Below are 21,004 nucleotides of genomic sequence, written 5' to 3' on the forward strand. Positions count from 1 at the left end.
ACTCGTTAATAACTCAGTTATCCAGGGTCAATATGAGTCAAAATCAGTCCTTTTCATTAACAGCTAAGATACATGTCTACAAAGAATAAAATGATGCACTTCATATTCACTTGCACTAATCATCAAAAAATATTGCGTGACTTCGCATTTCTATTGAATATTCTTCATCAAATACCGTGATTGGTTGCATATCGGATAAGCCAGTCGTATAAGTTATAAGTTCTGCTGTTGACCATAGCCCCAAGTGATAGGTATTGTGCTAACGGGCTAAATGCACAGCGGAATTTTCATGTTTTTCTATTCGGAGTAACTATGTCAGTAACCATGGCAGACAATATGACAGATATGTATGCGTCATTAAGATCGAACGTGAGTATGTTAGGCCAAATCCTTGGTGATACTATGCGTACCCATCTTGGGGACTCTTTTCTTGAGAAGGTTGAACAGATCCGTAAGCTTGCCAAAGACTCACGCCGAGGCGATCAAGCCGCCAGAGAGCAAATGCTCGAGTTACTGACAGCTTTGCCAGACGAAGAATTAGTCCCTTTTGCAAAAGCTTTTAACCAATTTCTTAACTTAGCTAACTTATCCGAGCAATTTCATACTATCAGTCGTAATTGCGACGAACTTGTCTGCGTGCCAGACCCAGTGGAACAACTCCTAGGCCGCATGCTCAATGGTCGTGTCGACCAAGCTAAAATGCTCGACTGTCTAAAAACACTGGATATTGATCTGGTGCTAACAGCGCACCCCACTGAAATATCCCGTCGCACCCTGATCCAAAAATACGCCGCCATTGTCGACTGCTTAACAGAGCAAGAAAACGACCAACTGTCGGATAGAGAACGTCAACAGATCAATCTGCGCCTACGCCAATTAATCGCGCAAATATGGCACACCAATGAGATCCGCCGCGAGCGCCCAACTCCAGTAGATGAGGCTCGCTGGGGATTATCCACCATTGAAGAGTCACTCTGGCATGCGGTGCCTGACTTCTTAAGACAACTTAACGATCGAGTGCAGCAACGCACAGGGCAGCAATTACCGATTGATATTGCACCAGTGCGCTTTTCAAGCTGGATGGGCGGCGATCGCGACGGCAACCCGTTTGTAACAGCCAAAGTCACCCAAGAGGTGCTCGATCGTAACCGCCATGCCGCCGCCAGATTATTCTTAAAAGACATAGTCCTGCTGGTCGGTGAACTGTCGATGGAAGAAGCCAATGATGAGTTAAAGGCTTATACCAATAACAGCTGCGAACCCTATCGCCACGTGTTGCGATCCATTCGTCAAAGACTGCGCGATACCATAGATTATTTAAATGCCCGTATCGAAGGCCACAATCCTGAAGTCGATAAGTCGAGCCTGATTTGGCAAGAAAGCGATCTCAAAGCGCCGCTAGAAATGCTCTATAAGAGTTTAACCGACTGCGGTATGCGCTTAATTGCCAACGGTTTATTGCTCGACATTCTCCGCCGTCTCGCCTGTTTTGGCATTCATATGCTCAGACTCGACATTCGCCAAGACGCCAGCCGTCACAGCGATGTGCTCGCCGAGTTAACCCGCTATCTCGGCATGGGTGATTTCAACCATTGGGACGAGACTGAGAAGCAAGCCTTCCTATTACGCGAACTCAGCAACCGTCGGCCACTGATCCCAAGTAACTGGCAACCCTCGGCCGATGTGGCCGAAGTGCTTAATACCTGTCGTTTGATTGCTAAACATCCGGCAAAAGCACTCGGATCATATGTGATTTCGATGGCAGGTAAACCATCGGATGTCTTAACGGTTTTACTGTTACTCAAAGAAACGGGCTGTTCGCACCCAATGCGTGTGGTACCGCTGTTTGAAACCTTAAGTGACTTAAACAACGCCGCGGCCTGTATTACCGATTTGCTCGATATCGACTGGTATCGTGGTTACACCAAAGGCATGCAAGAAGTCATGATTGGTTACTCTGACTCTGCTAAAGATGCCGGTGTCATGGCGGCGGCTTGGGCTCAGTATTACGCTCAAGAGCAGTTAGTGGCGGTCTGTAAACAAGCAGGCGTCAAGCTCACATTATTCCATGGCCGTGGTGGCAGCATTGGTCGCGGGGGCGGTCCTGCACACAAAGCGATTCTATCCCAACCACCAGGTTCGGTAGATGGCCGCATTCGCGTGACTGAGCAGGGCGAGATGATCCGCTTCAAGTTTGGCTTACCAAAACTCGCGGTTCAAAGCTTGGCCCTGTATACCTCGGCCGTATTGGAAGCAACCCTGTTACCACCGCCAGAGCCGAAGCAAGAATGGCGCAATTGCATGCAACGTATCGCAGAAGAATCAGTGGGTGCTTACCGTGGCATAGTGCGTGATGAACCTGATTTTGTGGCTTATTTCCGCGCGGCAACGCCAGAAGTGGAATTAGGAAAACTACCACTCGGCAGCCGCCCTGCCAAACGTCGTGTCGATGGTGGGATCGAAAGTCTGCGAGCCATTCCGTGGATCTTTGCCTGGTCGCAAAACCGTTTGATGTTACCCGCATGGCTCGGCGCAGGTGAAGCACTACAAGCCGCCAGTGAACGTGGTGAGATGGGCTTACTGCAAGATATGGAGCGGGAATGGCCCTTCTTCAGCACTCGCATTTCAATGCTAGAAATGGTCTACGCCAAGGCGGAACCTAATTTGGCCCGCTACTACGAAACCTGTTTAGTACCTAAGGACTTGCATCACTTAGGCGAAACCTTGCGCCAACGCTTAGATCTGGGCATTAAAGTCGTGCTTGAGCTGACAAAATCGGATAGTTTAATGGCGCATACACCGTGGAATCGCGAATCAGTTAAACTGCGAAATCCGTATATCGATCCATTAAACTTCTTACAAACCGAGCTATTAGCGCGGACACGTAAGGAAACAACCGAAACTCCTGCGTCTGAACATGTACAGTTAGCGCTAATGCTGACCATTGCAGGTGTGGCAGCGGGAATGAGAAACACTGGTTAATGAAAAAACTTTCCCGCACGATTTGCTTGGGATTGACTGTACTGCTTGGCGGCTGCGTCTCGCAGTACAGTATCAGCGAGCACGAAATGGAGCAGTACCTCAGTAAAGAGATCCATTTTGAGATTAAACAAGGCAATCAGTTAGTTGGCGCAGAAGTGCGTATTAACGACATCAGTGTCAAGCTAGGTGCAAAACCTGACACTATGAGCGTAAGTGCCGCAACTCAAGTTTCAATTAAGAATCCGATCTTCCCATTGAGCGCCAAACTCACGACGACTTTCGAAGCCAAGCCTTGGTATGACAGTGCAACGCACAGTGTCTATCTGCGCCAACTCGAATTAGTCAAAGTGGAATCAACGCCCAAGGATATTGAAAAAGCGATTAGCAGTGCCACGCCGCAGGTGATGGGTTATCTAAGGCAATTCTTAGAAAACCAGCCTGTGTATGTACTGGATACCAAGGACAGTAACCAAGCACTGATGGCAAAAATGACCGAAAGCATTCAAGTTGCCCCAGGCAAATTAGTGCTTAAGTTCACTAAATAATCTGCCATTTTTGTATCTCTGTAGAAGTTAAAATGCTCCCTCGGGAGCATTTTTGTTGGCGGGCATAAACGGATATATACCCGTATAAGAGTTACTTACTGAATCGCCCAATCGACTGATAATCGACGATCACAGCTTCAGCTAAAATCTCACGTCTTAGCATATCGTAAGCCACAGCAGCACTTAAACTGCGTACCAGATCCCGTGAACGTCTCGGTAGTTTAATCATCTGACTATAAACACCGCCGCGAGTTGCTAAAGCGATCGCCACAGTCCCCACAGGTTTCTCATCTGTGCCACCATCGGGCCCCGCAATTCCACTGGTTGCCAGCGCATAATCACTGTCTAAAATTTGCCTTGCCCCCTTAGCCATTTCTTCCACAGTCGCAATAGAGACTGCACCATGATCATCTAAGGTTGAAGGATTAACACCTAACACGCGCACTTTAGATTCATTACTGTAAGTCACTAATCCGTGCTGTAAGTAAGATGAACTGCCAGGGAAATCAACTAACTGACTGGTGATCATGCCGCCAGTGCAAGACTCGGCAACGCTTAAGGTCAAGCCGGAGTTGAGTAACTTATAATGAATTTCTTCGGCAAGAGTGGCTTTATCTTCCGCAACTACCGCAGTACCCAGCACCATTTTGATGTGCCCAGCGACACGAGGTAATACCGTAATCGCCTTCTCGCCACGGGCGAAAATCTTAATCTCAATATGCGGCATAGAAGAGCGGTAACCAATAGTAATGCCTTCTGGCAGCTCTAGCGGTTCTAACTTATCTGCCAAAGCGGACTCACCTTGACCTATGGTCAATAGTTTCTTTAAAGCAACCTTGGAATCAAGGTTAAACTCTTCGCGAATAAAGGGCACAAACTGCTCTGTAACCATGTGCTTAAGCTCAAAAGGCACACCAGGCGTGAAGAATAACCAAGCGCGATTAAGCTTAACTCTAAAACCACAAGCGGTTCCCACAGGGTTATCAACCATCACAGCTGAGGCTGGTAGCATAGCTTGCTTGAGATTACTTAAAGGCATTTCACGGTTATTACGGGTAAACCACTCCTCTAAACGCTCACGCCACTCCGCATTCTCAACCAATGGTTCGCCCTTCGCCTTCGCCATCGCTAAAGCAGACATATCATCACTCGTCGGCCCGAGACCACCATTAACGAGAATCACATCGGCATGTAAGCTACGTTCTTGGAAAACCGCAATCAGATCCTCGAGGCGATCGCCGACGGTCACTCGACGCTGGATCTCGACACCATGCTCCATCATAGTACTGGCAAACCAAGCGGCGTTGGTATCAACAATCTGTCCCGCCAACACCTCTTCCCCAGTGCAAATCATCTCTAACTTCATCTCAGATCCTTATCTACCCCAATAAATTAAAACATAAGGTAAGTAACCGCTTAACTAATAGCAATAGCTAGGCTCGATCGAAAACTAAGATAGCTGTAGCAAAATCGGAGCATTGACAAAATAAACGAACAAACAATCGACAACCATTACTTACTATTGATGTCATGAAGAATGAAAGAATGTGTTAAGGAGAGAAAAATGGGAGGAAAACTGACTAATTAAATAGACACTAGGCTGGATTTCACAAATTACAGACGCAAAAAAGCCAGCTTATTCAGCTGGCTTGGTTACATCTCAATGAGATAATTAGGCGCTTGGCGATGACCTACTCTCACATGGGGAGACCCCACACTACCATCGGCGCGTTTGCGTTTCACTTCTGAGTTCGGGATGGGATCAGGTGGTTCCACAAGGCTATTGTCACCAAGCAAATTCTGTTTATTACCGTGTCCATCTCTGGCTCACGTTAATAATAATTCGGAAAGCTGATTTTCTTTGTTTGAGTTCACACTTCATTAAGTGTCGATATTCTGTCTAAGTTCGCTTAGCAAAACCCATCTGGGTTGTATGGTTAAGCCTCTCGAGTCATTAGTACATGTTAGCTCAACGCCTCACAACGCTTACACACCATGCCTATCAACGTCCTAGTCTCGAACGGCTCTTTAGAGGAATTAAATTCCTAGGGATGACTCATCTTAGGGCTCGCTTCCCGCTTAGATGCTTTCAGCGGTTATCGATTCCGAACGTAGCTACCGGGCAATGCCATTGGCATGACAACCCGAACACCAGCGGTTCGTCCACTCCGGTCCTCTCGTACTAGGAGCAGCTCCCTTCAATCATCCAACGCCCACGGCAGATAGGGACCGAACTGTCTCACGACGTTCTGAACCCAGCTCGCGTACCACTTTAAATGGCGAACAGCCATACCCTTGGGACCGACTTCAGCCCCAGGATGTGATGAGCCGACATCGAGGTGCCAAACACCGCCGTCATATGAACTCTTGGGCGGTATCAGCCTGTTATCCCCGGAGTACCTTTTATCCGTTGAGCGATGGCCCTTCCATTCAGAACCACCGGATCACTATGACCTACTTTCGTACCTGCTCGACGTGTATGTCTCGCAGTTAAGCTGGCTTATGCCATTGCACTAACCGTACGATGTCCGACCGTACTTAGCCAACCTTCGTGCTCCTCCGTTACTCTTTGGGAGGAGACCGCCCCAGTCAAACTACCCACCAGGCACTGTCCCTAATCCCGATAAGGGACCTAGGTTAGAACATCAAAACTACAAGGGTGGTATTTCAAGGACGACTCCATCATGACTAGCGTCACAACTTCATAGTCTCCCACCTATCCTACACATGTAGGTTCAATGTTCAGTGCCAAGCTATAGTAAAGGTTCACGGGGTCTTTCCGTCTAGCCGCGGGTATACGGCATCTTCACCGCAATTTCAACTTCACTGAGTCTCGGCTGGAGACAGCGTGGCCATCATTACGCCATTCGTGCAGGTCGGAACTTACCCGACAAGGAATTTCGCTACCTTAGGACCGTTATAGTTACGGCCGCCGTTTACCGGGGCTTCGATCATGAGCTTCTCTTGCGATAACCCAATCAATTAACCTTCCGGCACCGGGCAGGCGTCACACCGTATACTTCCTCTTGCGAGTTTGCACAGTGCTGTGTTTTTGATAAACAGTTGCAGCCACCTGGTATCTGCGACTCCCGTCAGCTTAGAGAGCAAGTCTCATCACCAACAGGAGCGTACCTTCTCCCGAAGTTACGGTACCATTTTGCCTAGTTCCTTCAGCCGAGTTCTCTCAAGCGCCTTGGTATTCTCTACCCGACCACCTGTGTCGGTTTGGGGTACGATTCCCGCTAACCTGAAGCTTAGAAGATTTTCCTGGAAGCATGGCATCAACTACTTCAGTCCCTTAGGACCTCGTCATCAGCTCTCAGTGTGTACATTAAAGTACGTGTCCCCGGATTTGCCTAAGAACACCACCTACCACCTTAAACGCGGACTACCAACGCCGCGCTAGCCTAGCCTTCTCCGTCTCTCCATCGCAGTTAGCGGAAGTACAGAAATATTAATCTGTTTCCCATCGATTACGCCTTTCGGCCTCACCTTAGGGGTCGACTCACCCTGCCCCGATTAACGTTGGACAGGAACCCTTGGTCTTTCGGCGAGGGGGTTTTTCACCCCCTTTATCGTTACTCATGTCAGCATTCGCACTTCTGATACCTCCAGCGTGGGTTACCCCTTCACCTTCAACGGCTTACAGAACGCTCCTCTACCGCGCACAGTAAACTGTGCACCCGTAGCTTCGGTGACTAGCTTAGCCCCGTTACATCTTCCGCGCAGGCCGACTCGACTAGTGAGCTATTACGCTTTCTTTAAATGATGGCTGCTTCTAAGCCAACATCCTAGCTGTCTAAGCCTTCCCACATCGTTTCCCACTTAGCTAGTACTTTGGGACCTTAGCTGACGGTCTGGGTTGTTTCCCTTTTGACGACGGACGTTAGCACCCGCCGTCTGTCTCCCGAGTAGTACTCATTGGTATTCGGAGTTTGCAAAGGGTTGGTAAGTCGGGATGACCCCCTAGCCTTAACAGTGCTCTACCCCCAATGGTATTCGCTCGAGGCGCTACCTAAATAGCTTTCGAGGAGAACCAGATATCTCCCGGTTTGATTGGCCTTTCACCCCCAGCCACAAGTCATCCGCTAATTTTTCAACATTAGTCGGTTCGGTCCTCCAGTTGATGTTACTCAACCTTCAACCTGCCCATGGCTAGATCACCGGGTTTCGGGTCTACACCTTGCAACTAAACGCGCAGTTAACACTCGGTTTCCCTACGGCTCCGCTATTCGCTTAACCTCGCTACAAAATGTAAGTCGCTGACCCATTATACAAAAGGTACGCAGTCACGGTCTCAAGAACCGCTCCCACTGCTTGTACGTATACGGTTTCAGGTTCTATTTCACTCCCCTCACAGGGGTTCTTTTCGCCTTTCCCTCACGGTACTGGTTCACTATCGGTCAGTCAGGAGTATTTAGCCTTGGAGGATGGTCCCCCCATATTCAAACAGGATGTCACGTGTCCCGCCTTACTCGTTTTCATCAATGGTTAGTTTTCATGTACGGGGCTATCACCCTGTGCCGCTGTGCTTTCCAACACATTCCACTAACACCCCACTGACTTAAGGGCTAATCCCCGTTCGCTCGCCGCTACTAGGGGAATCTCGGTTGATTTCTTTTCCTAAGGGTACTTAGATGTTTCAGTTCCCCTCGTTCGCCTCGCAACACTATGTATTCATGTTGCGATAACAGCTTATGCTGCTGGGTTCCCCCATTCGGACATCGTTAGCTCAAATGCTTGTTACTAGCTCGCCAACGCTTTTCGCAAGTTACTACGTCCTTCATCGCCTCTGACTGCCAAGGCATCCACCGTATACGCTTAGTCGCTTAACCATACAACCCAAATGAGTTTCACTCATCTGCGCCGCATTGCGACCAGCTTGGTTTTACTTGTCTCACTTCTGACCAAAGAAGTGGACGCGCCTTAGACGTAAACTATTCAATAAAGAATAATTTACTATTGAATATTCAAGACACTTAATAAAGTGTTTGAGAACTCATGTTCAATGCTTGCGCATTAAACGTTTTGTAATTAATCACATGACAGACTCATGCAATTAAATACTATCAGCTTTCCAAATTGTTAAAGAACAATGCGTACCGGCTCGCGGCGCATTTAGCTCTGACTTCTCCTAAGAGAAGCTAAACAAGCAATCTGTGTGAACACTCAAAAGGTACACGGATGTACCGAATGTCGAAAATGCAGGAGCATTTTTCGACCAAGAATTAAGTTAGTCGTATAGGTAAGGAGGTGATCCAGCCCCAGGTTCCCCTAGGGCTACCTTGTTACGACTTCACCCCAGTCATGAACCACAAAGTGGTGAGCGCCCCCCCGAAGGTTAAGCTACCCACTTCTTTTGCAGCCCACTCCCATGGTGTGACGGGCGGTGTGTACAAGGCCCGGGAACGTATTCACCGTGGCATTCTGATCCACGATTACTAGCGATTCCGACTTCATGGAGTCGAGTTGCAGACTCCAATCCGGACTACGACGAGCTTTGTGAGATTAGCTCCACCTCGCGGCTTTGCAACCCTCTGTACTCGCCATTGTAGCACGTGTGTAGCCCTACTCGTAAGGGCCATGATGACTTGACGTCGTCCCCACCTTCCTCCGGTTTATCACCGGCAGTCTCCCTAGAGTTCCCACCATTACGTGCTGGCAAATAAGGATAGGGGTTGCGCTCGTTGCGGGACTTAACCCAACATTTCACAACACGAGCTGACGACAGCCATGCAGCACCTGTCTCAGAGTTCCCGAAGGCACTAAGCTATCTCTAGCGAATTCTCTGGATGTCAAGAGTAGGTAAGGTTCTTCGCGTTGCATCGAATTAAACCACATGCTCCACCGCTTGTGCGGGCCCCCGTCAATTCATTTGAGTTTTAACCTTGCGGCCGTACTCCCCAGGCGGTCTACTTAATGCGTTAGCTTGAGAGCCCAGTGTTCAAGACACCAAACTCCGAGTAGACATCGTTTACGGCGTGGACTACCAGGGTATCTAATCCTGTTTGCTCCCCACGCTTTCGTGCATGAGCGTCAGTCTTTGTCCAGGGGGCCGCCTTCGCCACCGGTATTCCTCCAGATCTCTACGCATTTCACCGCTACACCTGGAATTCTACCCCCCTCTACAAGACTCTAGTTCGCCAGTTCGAAATGCTATTCCTAGGTTGAGCCCAGGGCTTTCACATCTCGCTTAACAAACCGCCTGCGCACGCTTTACGCCCAGTAATTCCGATTAACGCTCGGACCCTCCGTATTACCGCGGCTGCTGGCACGGAGTTAGCCGGTCCTTCTTCTGTAGGTAACGTCACAGATATAGCGTATTAAACTACACCCTTTCCTCCCTACTGAAAGTGCTTTACAACCCGAAGGCCTTCTTCACACACGCGGCATGGCTGCATCAGGGTTTCCCCCATTGTGCAATATTCCCCACTGCTGCCTCCCGTAGGAGTCTGGGCCGTGTCTCAGTCCCAGTGTGGCTGATCATCCTCTCAGAACAGCTAGGGATCGTCGCCTTGGTGAGCCATTACCTCACCAACTAGCTAATCCCACCTAGGTTCATCCAATCGCGGAAGGCCCGAAGGTCCCCTCCTTTCCCCCGTAGGGCGTATGCGGTATTAGCAGTCGTTTCCAGCTGTTATCCCCCTCGACTGGGCAGATCCCTAGGCATTACTCACCCGTCCGCCGCTCGCCACCTCAGGAGTAAACTCCCTTGTGCTGCCGCTCGACTTGCATGTGTTAGGCCTGCCGCCAGCGTTCAATCTGAGCCATGATCAAACTCTTCAATTAAAGTTTTGTTGCTTCCGTCTTACGACTTCAGCGGCTCAATGAATTCTGATTTTTTGTTTCTAGCTAAAGAAACAAACTGTACATATTACTATGAACACTCATTGTTACATTGATTTAAATTTTTGACTGCCAACCCGAAGGCTAAGCAGTTTCGATTAACTCAACACCTGTGAGTGTCCACACAGATTTCTTGTTTTATCTTGTTAAAGAGCAACTCAACCTCATAAGAGAAGGTGAGTACCACACTGAGCGTCGAACGCTTCCAGTTGGCTAGGGCTGCGTATTCTACGCATTTCCCGTTTCGCGTCAAGGAGTATTTTACAACTTCTTGCTGCGCTTGAATTAAGTGCTTAAAAGCGACTCAATTCAACCTAACTCGTCAGCCTGCTTTCGCTGTCTGCCGTGTCAGTGGATGCGCATTATAGGCAGCAGAGAATTTTGTGCAACCCCTATTTTAAGGAAATTTGCAGTTAATTCTAATTATCTAATCTAGCCACAAGATACACACCACTTACCCCCAAAGTTATCCACAAAATAGCTCTTTATCTGTCATTTGGCCCAATTGATTACCAGCGTACAGTATCAAGACAAAGGGATCATGAGCATGAATGCTATCAGATTTAAATAAGAATAACGGCTGCTCGAACCGGAATATCTCACCTCCACTTTTATATGGAGTCGTTTATGGGAGAATGACGGGGAACAACAGAAGAAGATGACACTCTGAGTGTATTTGGCGATGAAGATACTTTACCTATATATAGTAGTTGCCTCCCATCAACCCACCATAGAAAGCCGAAACGACGTATTCAGCAATAGAAAGAGGGTCTCTTTGATACTTATTCGTTAGCAGCTGGCTACATTAGATATCAGCATATAGTAGTAGCAGTAATAAGTAGTTCAGAGACCATTCAACTCTATTCACCTTAATCCATTACCGAGTTGAGTGGATTAGCTCGCACTCCATAGCAGTTGTCCGCAGTCGGTAAGATCATAGCCACCAAGTAGTGCCGCCATTTGCCTCGAGTGACCGCTCGCCAACATAGTAAAAAGTTGTTGAAGTTGACGACGGAAGTAAATGCTTTGCGGCATAACGAAATCAAAAGACTCTTTAATCAGCGGCACGAAACTTAAACCACTTTCCAAAGCCACAGATTGACAACCAAAACCAATATCGGCATCCCCCCTAGCGATATAACCCGCCAACTCGCGTTCACTATAGGCAGTTAGCACAACATTAAGTTGATCTAAGCGAGCACCTTGCTTTAACAACCAATGCTCTAAGTGCTGTTGGCTACCTGCGCCCCCCTGACGACTCACCCAACGCCAAGGCAAGTTCACGACTTTATCTTCTTCTTGGCATCTGTGGTGCATATCGGCACGCATGATCAACCCTTGCTGACGGGAGTAACCATGCACCATGATCCATTGCTGATGGTTGTTATAACCTTTAAGTAAAGCTGGGTGGCGAATATTTCTATCCTCCATGCTACCCCAGTGTAAGGTGCACACATCGGCATAACCTTTAGCAAGCAACTCTAATCCTAAACGTGAACCTGTTGCGCTGTAACTTATCAACTCACGGCTACCAACTTGCGCCATCAAACGCGCCACCAGCATAGATAATAGTGGATCGTCACTACCAGTGATCAATAAACGGTCGGTCAGCATGCCACTGTGGCAAGAATCCATTACCCAACGGTCGATTAACACTTTCGGAAATAGCCATTTACCGGTGATTTTAGTGGCGGGGAGAATTCTGTCATTAGCCATGGCGTAGACTTTTTTCTCATTAAGATCTAAATACTCAGCCACTTGCTTCGCGCTCATGTAGACCAATTCACTGGCAGACGTCATCTTGTTTCCTTGTCTTATTCTTCGTTACTGCATGTAAGTCTTAGCTGACTTGAGGCTAAGGAGCCGTATTGGCATCAAACTGCAGATTTTCACTGCCGTGGTACACCAAAAAGTGACGGCCTTTCGCGCGGGCTATAATAGTAATACCCAACTGCTGCGCTAGTGCTAAGCCCATTTGAGTCACGCCACTGCGTGATAGCAAAATAGGGATCCCCATTTTAGCGACTTTAATCACCATTTCCGAAGTTAAGCGGCCAGTGGTATAAAATATCTTATTATCGCCGCGATCCTGTGTCAGCCACATATCCCCAGCCAAAGTATCTACGGCATTATGACGGCCAACATCCTCGACGAAAGCCATAATTTTATCGTCTTCGCACAAGCCACAACCGTGCACAGCACCCGCATTTTTATAGGTTTCATTATATTCGTTGATATTTTTCAATAAGCTATAAAGGGTGCTTTGCTTAAGACTTGGCGTTGGTAAATTGATGCCGTCTAAATCTTGCATAAAACTGCCATAAACCGTGCCTTGACCACAACCTGATGTCACCGTTTTTTCAGAGAGTTTCTCATCAAGATCAGCGGTTTGTTCACGGGTAACCACGGCTGCAGAACTCACATCCCAATCGACGATAACAGAGTCCAGTAAGCTCACATCCGAAATAAAGCCTTGGTTCTTAAGATAGCCTAACGCCAGTGACTCAGGTTTCGCCCCTAGGGTCATAAGTGTCACTATTGGTCGCCAGTTCAAATACACGGTAAGCGGACGTTCGCAGGCGACAAATTTATCCAACACTTCCCCGGCTTCATTCACTGCTTTTACAGCAATGGTTAGCGGTACTTCCACTTGAGTTCTCACAAAAGAACACTGATGCTGAGTTTTTTGAGAAGGATTGGCTGCCGCTATTTCGCTATCTGTGCTCATGTTGTTATCAGGAATAGTGATATTTTCAGAGATCATAATGTTACCGCTTAACGAGTCATGGCAAGAGCATAGCAATATTTATACCTAGACATAAAAATTGGGGTTAAATGCGTGATCTGCCGCAATGCTGATTTTTCATTAGCCCTTTTATGTCCCAAACAAAATCCTGTACTGGACAAAATGTCCAATTTATAGGGTGTTTTTGATGATCTAGCTCAAACTAATCCACTATGTTTACTGGCACCAATATTGCAGTGACCTTTTATCGCAATTTGTTGGTAAAACCGAACCGTTCACTCTACGGTTTGTCCATCAACACGGCTGAGACGGAGAGACAATGCAACATACAACTAGTGTTTGGCCTATGTACGTTTCACTCAAGAAAGTAGAGAAGCAAGTTGGCCGCTGGACCTCAGTACAATGGGAAATTGATCACCTACTTCCCGCCACCCATCAAGCCCCAGACGATGCAACCTTAGTGCTACTCGAACTGCACAAAGACGAACGCGCCAGCTATCGCCTCAATCTCGATTTAGATAACGCCATGCTGTATTTAGTATGTGATGAAACGGCCGATGGCACTTGGATACCGGCGGCATTATCGGCGGATCAGAATGTCGCGGCGGGTTGTCTTGAGGGCAATACCCCTGTCCTCAACTTATTGATGCCAAAAGCTATCGCTTGTTGGATTGAAGCCTTTATCACCCAATATGGTGAAGTCGAAATTGCCGCTCATCGCCGTAAACATGTCGATGGCCGTAATAATCAAGGCCCAAGTCACGATCCATTGCGGAGGGACTAATGGCTGAATCCATACAAAAAACAGGCGGGCTACTGAGTCGCTGGAACCAACGGCGCGAACAAGTTGCAGCAGAGGAAGCGCGAGAAGCTGACGGGGAAATCACACCTCAGGAGACCATCGTAGCCGAGCCCACTATGGCAGTTGAGCAGCTTCAACCCACAGAGTCAGCCATTGAAGCTAATACTGCAGAGCATGACGATACTAATCGCATCCTCACTGCAGCGGATTTACCCAATCCCGACGAGATTGAAATAGGCGGCAGCTTTGCAAGTTTTATGGGCGCCAATGTTGACCCTGCGGCTAAATCTGCAGCGCTACGTGCACTGTGGAAACAACCGCATTTCAACGAGATAGATGGGCTTTTGGAATATGCACTCGATTACAGTAATCAACCGAAACTCAGTGCAGAAGTCTCAGCTGAATTAATGCAAAAAGTCTTCCGTTACATAGCCGAAGACAGCGAGACCTCGGATGAAGAATCAGCTGCTTTAGCCAAACAAACTGAAGAAAGCAATCCATCCGCGAGTCTTGATGTAAGCGAAACAACAACTCATGAGACTAATGAAGTCGAAGTCGAATGGGCAGCTGAGCCGATAACGGACAATTTGGATGGGGAGACTGATGACCTACCCCAAAATGCACCAGAGCCCTTAGCTCAGGTACATACCCGAGTTGTTTAACGTCAGTTTAGCTAATTTTAATGTCCGTAACTTTGGTATGTGAATTGCTGTACTAAGATATAAAAAAACTTAGATAAAAGCAGAAAAGGCAATGACTTACTTATTACCAGCCGCCTAAATCTGCCCAGATACAGTAAAACAAGAAACAGCCAAAGTACTGTTCAGGAACGCAATGTGAGCACTTATTTGATGACCAATCAAACCCAAGAAGCGTTAAAACAAGCGCGACAACAGGTATTAACGCAAACTCAGATGTTGCAGAATCTGATCCCGCCAACTGTCAGCTATACCACCGAAGGCAATGTTCTTATTATTGGCCCAGAAGATCTGGCTCGCCTCGCCGCGGACAAATTGTCCACTATGGCCCATAGGGTGATTTTAGCCAACGAAGCCATTACCAGCCAAGATGAAGCACACCTAGAACGTGTCATGGCAGCGGCAACTGATGTCGAAAGCTATTACAACAAACTCATTGGTGTAAAAGGCTTTTTAGGCCAATTTCAAGTCAGTGTTGAACATCAAGATGGTGCTGCCGAACTCAGTTTAGTGTCAATCCGTAAACCCCATTTCGATATCGTGCTCGATTTGAGCAGCGCAGCTTGTTTGAACTTAGAAATGCTGCCACCCGGCTATTTTTACGTAGGCCAAGACGCAGAAAAACTCGAAGATGCTCTCGCGCAAATTCCCGATCTCATCGGCCAATTTGATAAGCCGCGCTATGTCAAAATTAACCCAGATATCTGTGCCCACGACCGCAATGGCATCAATGGCTGTAATCGTTGCCTCAACTTCTGCCCAGCAGATGCGATCAGCAGTGTCGCAAAGAAAATTGAAATCGATCCATATCTTTGCCACGGCGCAGGCAGTTGTACCAGCGCTTGCCCGACGGGTGCTATCAGTTACGATTTACCTACGCCGCAAGCTTTGCATTCATACCTGAACAAAGTCGTTAGCCGTTTCCGCGAGCAAGCACAAACCGCACCAGTGATCTTGTTCCACGATAATGCCGTCGGCGCCAACTTTATTAGCGACGATTTAGCAGGCGACATCATCCCCGTTGCCCTCGAAGAAATTACCGTTGCTAGCGTAGATCATTGGTTGTCAGTTCTCGCTTGGGGCGCGCGCCAAGTGCTGATCCTCAACACCGATGCAACAGCGCCAACCCTAACGCAAATGCTTAAAGGCGAACTGTCGTTAGCCAATAACATTTTAGATGAAATGGGCCAGCCACAACGCATTAGCCTCATCGACCCGAGCATGCTTGCCGATTTAGATTCGATGCTCGATATCAGCTTAGATTGGCCCGTGATCGTGCCCGCCGCATTTGCGTCGACCACTAAACGCAATACGCTATTTGAAGCGATCGACCACCTCAATAGCCAAGCGGGTGAAATCGATACTTGCCTCAGCCTCAACAATATTCCCTTTGGCAAAGTCAGTGTAAATGTAGAAAAGTGCACTATGTGTATGTCCTGCGTGGCAATTTGCCCAACCGTGGCATTACAAGATGGTGGCGACAAACCTTCACTACACTTTATTGAGCAAAACTGCGTGCAATGCGGTTTATGTGAGGCAGCGTGTCCTGAAAAAGTGATAAGCCTTACCCCGCAAATTAACTTTAATAAAGCTGCCCGTCAGCAACAACAGACCCTGAAAGAAGAAGCCCCCTTCGAATGTATTCGCTGCGGCTCTCCTTTTGCGACCCAATCTATGGTGCATCGGATGCTGGATATGGTCGGCGCGCACAGCGCATTTTCTGCCAATATTGAACGCTTGAAAATGTGTGGCGACTGCCGGGTAAAAGACATGTTTGAAGACATTCTTCAAGATCCTGAAAAGCAACTGCGATAAGAGATCCGCTATGACCGAATCAGTAAGACAAGTTTCAGAAAACGATCAGTTGAGAGCCGATATCTATCAACTGTTAGCCGCCCTATTGCGCCGTCAGCCAAGCCCTGAACTGCTACAGTTTTTGGCCAATCTTGAAATTGATGCCAATGAAGACAACGAGATGACTAAAGCTTGGTTATCACTCCAACTCGCCGCACAGCAGTTCAACAGCGCACAACTAGAAGACGAGTATTTTGCCCTGTTCCTCGGTGTAGGTTGCGGTGAGATCCTGCCCTACGGCAGCTGGTTTATGACGGGCTCATTGATGGATAAACCACTGGCATTGCTACGCCAAGACTTAATGCAACTGGGGTTTGAACGCGAAGACAACGTCAAGGAACCCGAAGATCACGTTGCAGCACTGTGTGAAGTGATGGGTACCCTGATTTTAGAAGCGCCAAGTTATCGCCAATTAGCTTTTTACCAACGCCATATCGGCAGCTGGATTGGCCGTTTTTGCGACAATTTAGCCAAAGCGCCAAGTGCGGCGTTTTACGCCACGGTTGCACAGCTAGCAAAAGCTTTTTTTGCAATGGAAGCCAGTGCTTTTGAGCAATTAAGCTTAGATATTCCAGTCAATTGCCCAGGCAGCGCAGACTTACAGCCAGCCACCAGCGATTTAGCAAAACCAGTAGAGTTAATGAACTAAGACTAAACTGAGTGATAGCGCGGCATGTGCGTGCTAAATGTAAATGTTAGAGATGAGTTCAAACTGCGAAGGTGGGATTAATGTTCGCCTTCGCAACAATAACGGAAGCTAAGGCTTCCACAATAACCGAGGTGGTAGCCGTTTGTACCACCTTATCCAGTAACACAAGGAGACACTATGAAGAAGCCAGCTTCCGACATGGGCCGTCGTCAATTGCTTAAAGCATTGGCACTCGGCAGTGCGGCAGGCGCAGTGGTCACTGTGAGTAGTCAAGCGTTAGCTTCGACAAAAACGGCAGCGACCACAGAGCCTAAAAGTGAGAACTACCGCGAAACCGACCATATTCGTAGCTATTATGCGTCGCTTTAAAACTAAAATAGAGGAGAGTGTGTGATGCGATTAACCCGCAAAACAGACCAGGTTGTCGAAGCTAAAGCGCCAGCACTGGGTCTCAATCGTCGTCAGTTCTTAAAATCGGCAAGTCTTGCCACAGGAGGGATCGCTGCGGCGTCCATGCTGGGCACAGGCATGATGCGTAAAGCACAGGCCCAAGAAGATATTGGCCATAATGTTCCCACCGAAGTAAAACGTACCATCTGTTCTCACTGTGCCGTAGGTTGTGGTGTGTATGCAGAAGTACAAAATGGTGTATGGACGGGTCAAGAACCCGCATTCGATCACCCGTTCAACGCTGGTGGTCACTGCGCGAAAGGGGCTGCACTGCGTGAACATGGTCACGGCGAAAAACGCCTGAAATACCCCATGAAATTAGAAGGCGGTAAATGGAAAAAGATCTCTTGGGATCAAGCGATTAATGAAGTCGGCGATAAAATGGCTTCAATTCGTCAAGAGTCAGGCCCAGATTCAGTCTACTTTATGGGTAGCGCTAAGTTCTCTAACGAACAAGCTTATTTATATCGCAAATTTGCGGCATTGTGGGGTACGAACAACGTCGACCATTCTGCCCGTATTTGTCACTCTACCACGGTAGCCGGTGTTGCTAACACTTGGGGCTACGGTGCGCAAACCAACTCAATCAACGATATTCGCAACTCCAAGTGCATCATGTTTATTGGGGCAAACCCCAGTGAAGCGCATCCTGTTGCCATGCAGCATATTTTGATTGGTAAAGAACGCGGTGCCAAAATCATCGTTGTTGATCCACGTTTCACCCGTACTGCAGCGAAATCTGACGAGTACGTGCATATCCGTCCTGGCACAGACATCCCCTTCATTTATGGCCTGTTATGGCACATATTTGAAAACGGCTGGGAAGATAAAGAGTTTATCAAACACCGTGTCTATGGCATGGATCGTATCCGCGAGGAAGTGAAGAAGTATACCCCTGAAGAAGTTGAGTTAGTTGCGGGTGTACCAAAGGCGCAGATGTACCGCGTCGCCAAAATGATGGCTCAAACCAAACCCGGCACCATTATTTGGTGTATGGGTGGTACTCAGCACCACGTGGGTAACTCTAACACTCGCTCCTACTGTCTTTTACAGTTAGCACTGGGCAACATGGGTGTACCTGGCGGCGGCACTAACATTTTCCGTGGCCATGATAACGTGCAAGGCGCAACCGACTTTGGTTTGTTATTTGATAACTTACCGGGTTACTACGGTTTAACGACTGGCGCTTGGGCCCATTGGAATAATGTGTGGGATCTCGACCCTAATTGGGTAGCGAGCCGTTTCGATCAAGGCGAATATCTAGGACAAAAACCGCAAACCTCTGCGGGTATTCCTTGTTCGCGCTGGCACGATGGCGTGTTAGAAGATAAAACCAAGATAGCGCAAAAAGACAATATTCGTCTGGCGTTCTTCTGGGGACAATCGGTCAACACTGAAACCCGTGGCCGTGAAGTGCGTGAAGCTTTAAATAAAATGGATACCGTCGTCGTTGTCGATCCATTCCCAACCATGGCGGGTGTTATGCACCAACGTCAAGATGGGGTTTATTTACTTCCTGCGGCAACCCAGTTTGAAACCTACGGTTCAATCTCTGCGACTAACCGCTCAGTACAATGGCGTTCTAAGGTCATAGAACCCCTGTTCGAATCCCTGCCTGATCATGTGATCATGTACAAACTCGCCAAAAAAGTGGGTATAGATAAAGAGCTATTCAAGCATATTAAAGTCAATGGTGAAGAGCCTTTGATTGAAGATATCACCCGCGAATTTAACACAGGTATGTGGACTATCGGTTATACCGGACAAAGCCCAGAGCGTTTAAAAATGCACCAAGAAAACTGGGGTACTTTTGATGCTGACAGCCTCGAAGCCCCCGGCGGTCCTGCCAAAGGCGAAACCTACGGCTTACCTTGGCCATGTTGGGGCACACCAGAGATGAAACATCCTGGTACCCAAATTCTGTATAACGAAGCCAAACATGTGAAAGACGGTGGCGGTAACTTCCGTGCTCGCTATGGTGTGGAACATGAAGGCAATAATATTCTTGCCGAAGGTACTTACTCTAAAGGCAGTGAGATCCAAGATGGCTATCCTGAATTTACCGCCGATATGCTTAAGCAATTAGGTTGGTGGGATGACCTGACCGAAAACGAGAAAAAACACGCCGAAGGCAAAAACTGGAAAACTGACATTTCCGGCGGTATCCAACGTGTTGCTATCAAGCACGGCTGTATCCCTTACGGTAACGCTAAAGCTCGTTGTATTGTATGGACATTCCCAGACGATATTCCACGCCACCGCGAACCACTTTACACGCCTCGTCGTGACTTAGTCGCTAAATACCCCACCTACGAAGATCGTATGGTTGCACGTTTACCGACACTATATAAGTCAATTCAAGACAAAGATTTTGCTAAAGACTTTCCATTGGCACTCACATCAGGCCGCCTAGTGGAATATGAAGGTGGTGGTGAAGAATCCCGTTCTAACCCTTGGTTAGCTGAACTACAACAAGAAATGTTCATCGAAATGAACCCTGCTGATGCAGCGGATCGCGGTATTCGCGACGGTGACAATGTTTTTGTTCATGGTCCAGAAGGCGCCAAAATCACGGTTAAGGCTATGGTGACACCGCGCGTTATTGCCGGTGAATGTTTTATGCCATACCACTTTGCAGGGGTGTTTGAAGGCGAAAGCCTAGCGAAAAACTATCCAGAAGGCACAGTGCCTTACGTGATAGGCGAATCTGCAAACACCATTTTAACTTATGGCTACGACGTTGTGACTCAGATGCAAGAAACTAAGTCCAGCCTATGCCAAATCAGCAAAGCCTAACCTACTTGATGAGGAGATAAGCCATTATGGCAGTCATGAAATTTCTGTGTGACACCAAGCGCTGCATCGAGTGTAACGGTTGCGTCACTGCATGTAAGAACGAAAACGACTCCGCTCTCGAGTGGGGAATTCAACGTCGCCGCGTGGTGACGATCAACGATGGTCTACCTGGCGAAGCCTCAATTTCAGTAGCTTGTATGCACTGTACTGACGCTCCCTGCATGGCCGTATGTCCGGCAGATTGTTTCTACCGCACCGAAGACGGCATAGTGCTACACAACAAAGATACTTGTATCGGTTGTGGTTATTGCTTCTATGCTTGTCCATTTGGTGCACCGCAATTCCCGAAAAAGACTGCCTTTGGTAGTCGTGGCAAAATGGACAAGTGTACTTTCTGTGCCGGTGGCCCAGAAGAAACCTTCTCCGAAGCTGAGCGTAAAAAATACGGTGCTAACCGTATTGCTGAGGGCAAGTTACCTATGTGTGCTGAGCTTTGTTCTACTAAAGCGCTGCTCGCAGGTGATGCGGAAGTGGTATCAAACATTTACCGTCAACGTATGGCCTCTCGAGGCAATCCTAACGTGATTTGGGGTTACAACCCCAAGACAGGTGAGATTAACTAAGCAGAGCGAGGGT

At 47.9% G+C, this 21,004-nt stretch carries 12 protein-coding genes and 3 rRNA genes; 9 read left to right on the forward strand and 6 right to left on the reverse strand.

Annotated features, from left to right (window positions below; genetic code table 11):
• Positions 1–312: 312 nt before the first annotated feature.
• Both ppc and RA178_RS20835 read left to right on the forward strand, forming a co-directional pair.
• The gene (gene ppc, locus RA178_RS20830; protein ID WP_173496124.1) at positions 313–2,982 is read left to right on the forward strand and encodes a phosphoenolpyruvate carboxylase; all 2,670 of its coding nucleotides are present in this window, start codon (positions 313–315) and stop codon (positions 2,980–2,982) included.
• Complete coding sequence (locus RA178_RS20835) at positions 2,982–3,527, forward strand: YceB family lipoprotein (protein WP_173248120.1); 546 nt, start codon at positions 2,982–2,984, stop codon at positions 3,525–3,527. The genes ppc and RA178_RS20835 overlap by 1 nt, the downstream gene beginning before the upstream one ends.
• 91 nt (positions 3,528–3,618) lie before the next feature.
• Here RA178_RS20835 and RA178_RS20840 read toward each other — a convergent pair whose 3' ends face one another.
• The 6 genes from RA178_RS20840 to RA178_RS20865 all read right to left on the reverse strand — a co-directional run bounded on the left by RA178_RS20840 (position 3,619) and on the right by RA178_RS20865 (position 13,101).
• Complete coding sequence (locus RA178_RS20840; RefSeq protein ID WP_306683693.1) at positions 3,619–4,893, reverse strand: CinA family nicotinamide mononucleotide deamidase-related protein; 1,275 nt, start codon at positions 4,891–4,893, stop codon at positions 3,619–3,621.
• Between the two features lie 312 nt (positions 4,894–5,205).
• A 5S ribosomal RNA gene (rrf, locus tag RA178_RS20845) occupies positions 5,206–5,321 on the reverse strand.
• 139 nt (positions 5,322–5,460) lie between these two features.
• Positions 5,461–8,362, reverse strand: a 23S ribosomal RNA gene (locus tag RA178_RS20850).
• 411 nt (positions 8,363–8,773) lie between these two features.
• A 16S ribosomal RNA gene (locus RA178_RS20855) occupies positions 8,774–10,316 on the reverse strand.
• Together the 16S, 23S and 5S rRNA genes form the textbook arrangement of a ribosomal RNA operon.
• Before the next feature lie 951 nt (positions 10,317–11,267).
• Positions 11,268–12,173: a substrate-binding domain-containing protein gene (locus RA178_RS20860; RefSeq protein WP_006083558.1), complete on the reverse strand. Its 906-nt coding sequence runs from the start codon at positions 12,171–12,173 to the stop codon at positions 11,268–11,270.
• A gap of 55 nt (positions 12,174–12,228) precedes the next feature.
• Positions 12,229–13,101 carry a formate dehydrogenase accessory sulfurtransferase FdhD gene (locus tag RA178_RS20865; RefSeq protein ID WP_113940335.1) on the reverse strand — a complete coding sequence of 291 codons (873 nt, stop codon included), beginning with the start codon at positions 13,099–13,101 and terminating at the stop codon, positions 12,229–12,231.
• Positions 13,102–13,438: 337 nt separating this feature from the next.
• On the opposite strand from RA178_RS20865, the gene RA178_RS20870 reads away from it, so the two are divergent.
• The 7 genes from RA178_RS20870 (at position 13,439) to fdh3B (ending at position 20,991) form a co-directional block, all read left to right on the forward strand.
• Entirely contained in the window at positions 13,439–13,903 is a 465-nt protein-coding gene (locus RA178_RS20870) for a DUF3305 domain-containing protein (protein ID WP_105250549.1), read from the forward strand.
• Positions 13,903–14,583 (forward strand): DUF3306 domain-containing protein, encoded by a 681-nt coding sequence (locus RA178_RS20875; protein ID WP_306683700.1) that lies wholly within the window; start codon positions 13,903–13,905, stop codon positions 14,581–14,583. Before RA178_RS20870 ends, RA178_RS20875 begins: the two co-directional genes overlap by 1 nt.
• Positions 14,584–14,772: 189 nt before the next feature.
• Positions 14,773–16,434 carry a 4Fe-4S binding protein gene (locus RA178_RS20880; protein WP_306685436.1) on the forward strand — a complete coding sequence of 554 codons (1,662 nt, stop codon included), beginning with the start codon at positions 14,773–14,775 and terminating at the stop codon, positions 16,432–16,434.
• Positions 16,435–16,444: 10 nt separating this feature from the next.
• On the forward strand, positions 16,445–17,122 hold the full coding sequence (locus RA178_RS20885; RefSeq protein ID WP_263182587.1) for a TorD/DmsD family molecular chaperone: 678 nt from the start codon (positions 16,445–16,447) through the stop codon (positions 17,120–17,122).
• 177 nt (positions 17,123–17,299) lie between these two features.
• Complete coding sequence (locus tag RA178_RS20890; protein ID WP_113940320.1) at positions 17,300–17,491, forward strand: twin-arginine translocation signal domain-containing protein; 192 nt, start codon at positions 17,300–17,302, stop codon at positions 17,489–17,491.
• 24 nt (positions 17,492–17,515) lie between these two features.
• A complete protein-coding gene (locus RA178_RS20895; RefSeq protein ID WP_306685437.1) occupies positions 17,516–20,368 on the forward strand; it encodes a formate dehydrogenase subunit alpha in 2,853 nt (950 codons plus the stop codon).
• A gap of 26 nt (positions 20,369–20,394) precedes the next feature.
• Positions 20,395–20,991 carry a formate dehydrogenase FDH3 subunit beta gene (gene fdh3B / locus RA178_RS20900; protein WP_006083566.1) on the forward strand — a complete coding sequence of 199 codons (597 nt, stop codon included), beginning with the start codon at positions 20,395–20,397 and terminating at the stop codon, positions 20,989–20,991.
• The last annotated feature ends 13 nt before the right edge of the window (positions 20,992–21,004 follow it).

It is taken from the genome of Shewanella oncorhynchi (assembly GCF_030848765.1).
GTDB classification, from domain to species: Bacteria; Pseudomonadota; Gammaproteobacteria; order Enterobacterales; family Shewanellaceae; genus Shewanella; species Shewanella oncorhynchi.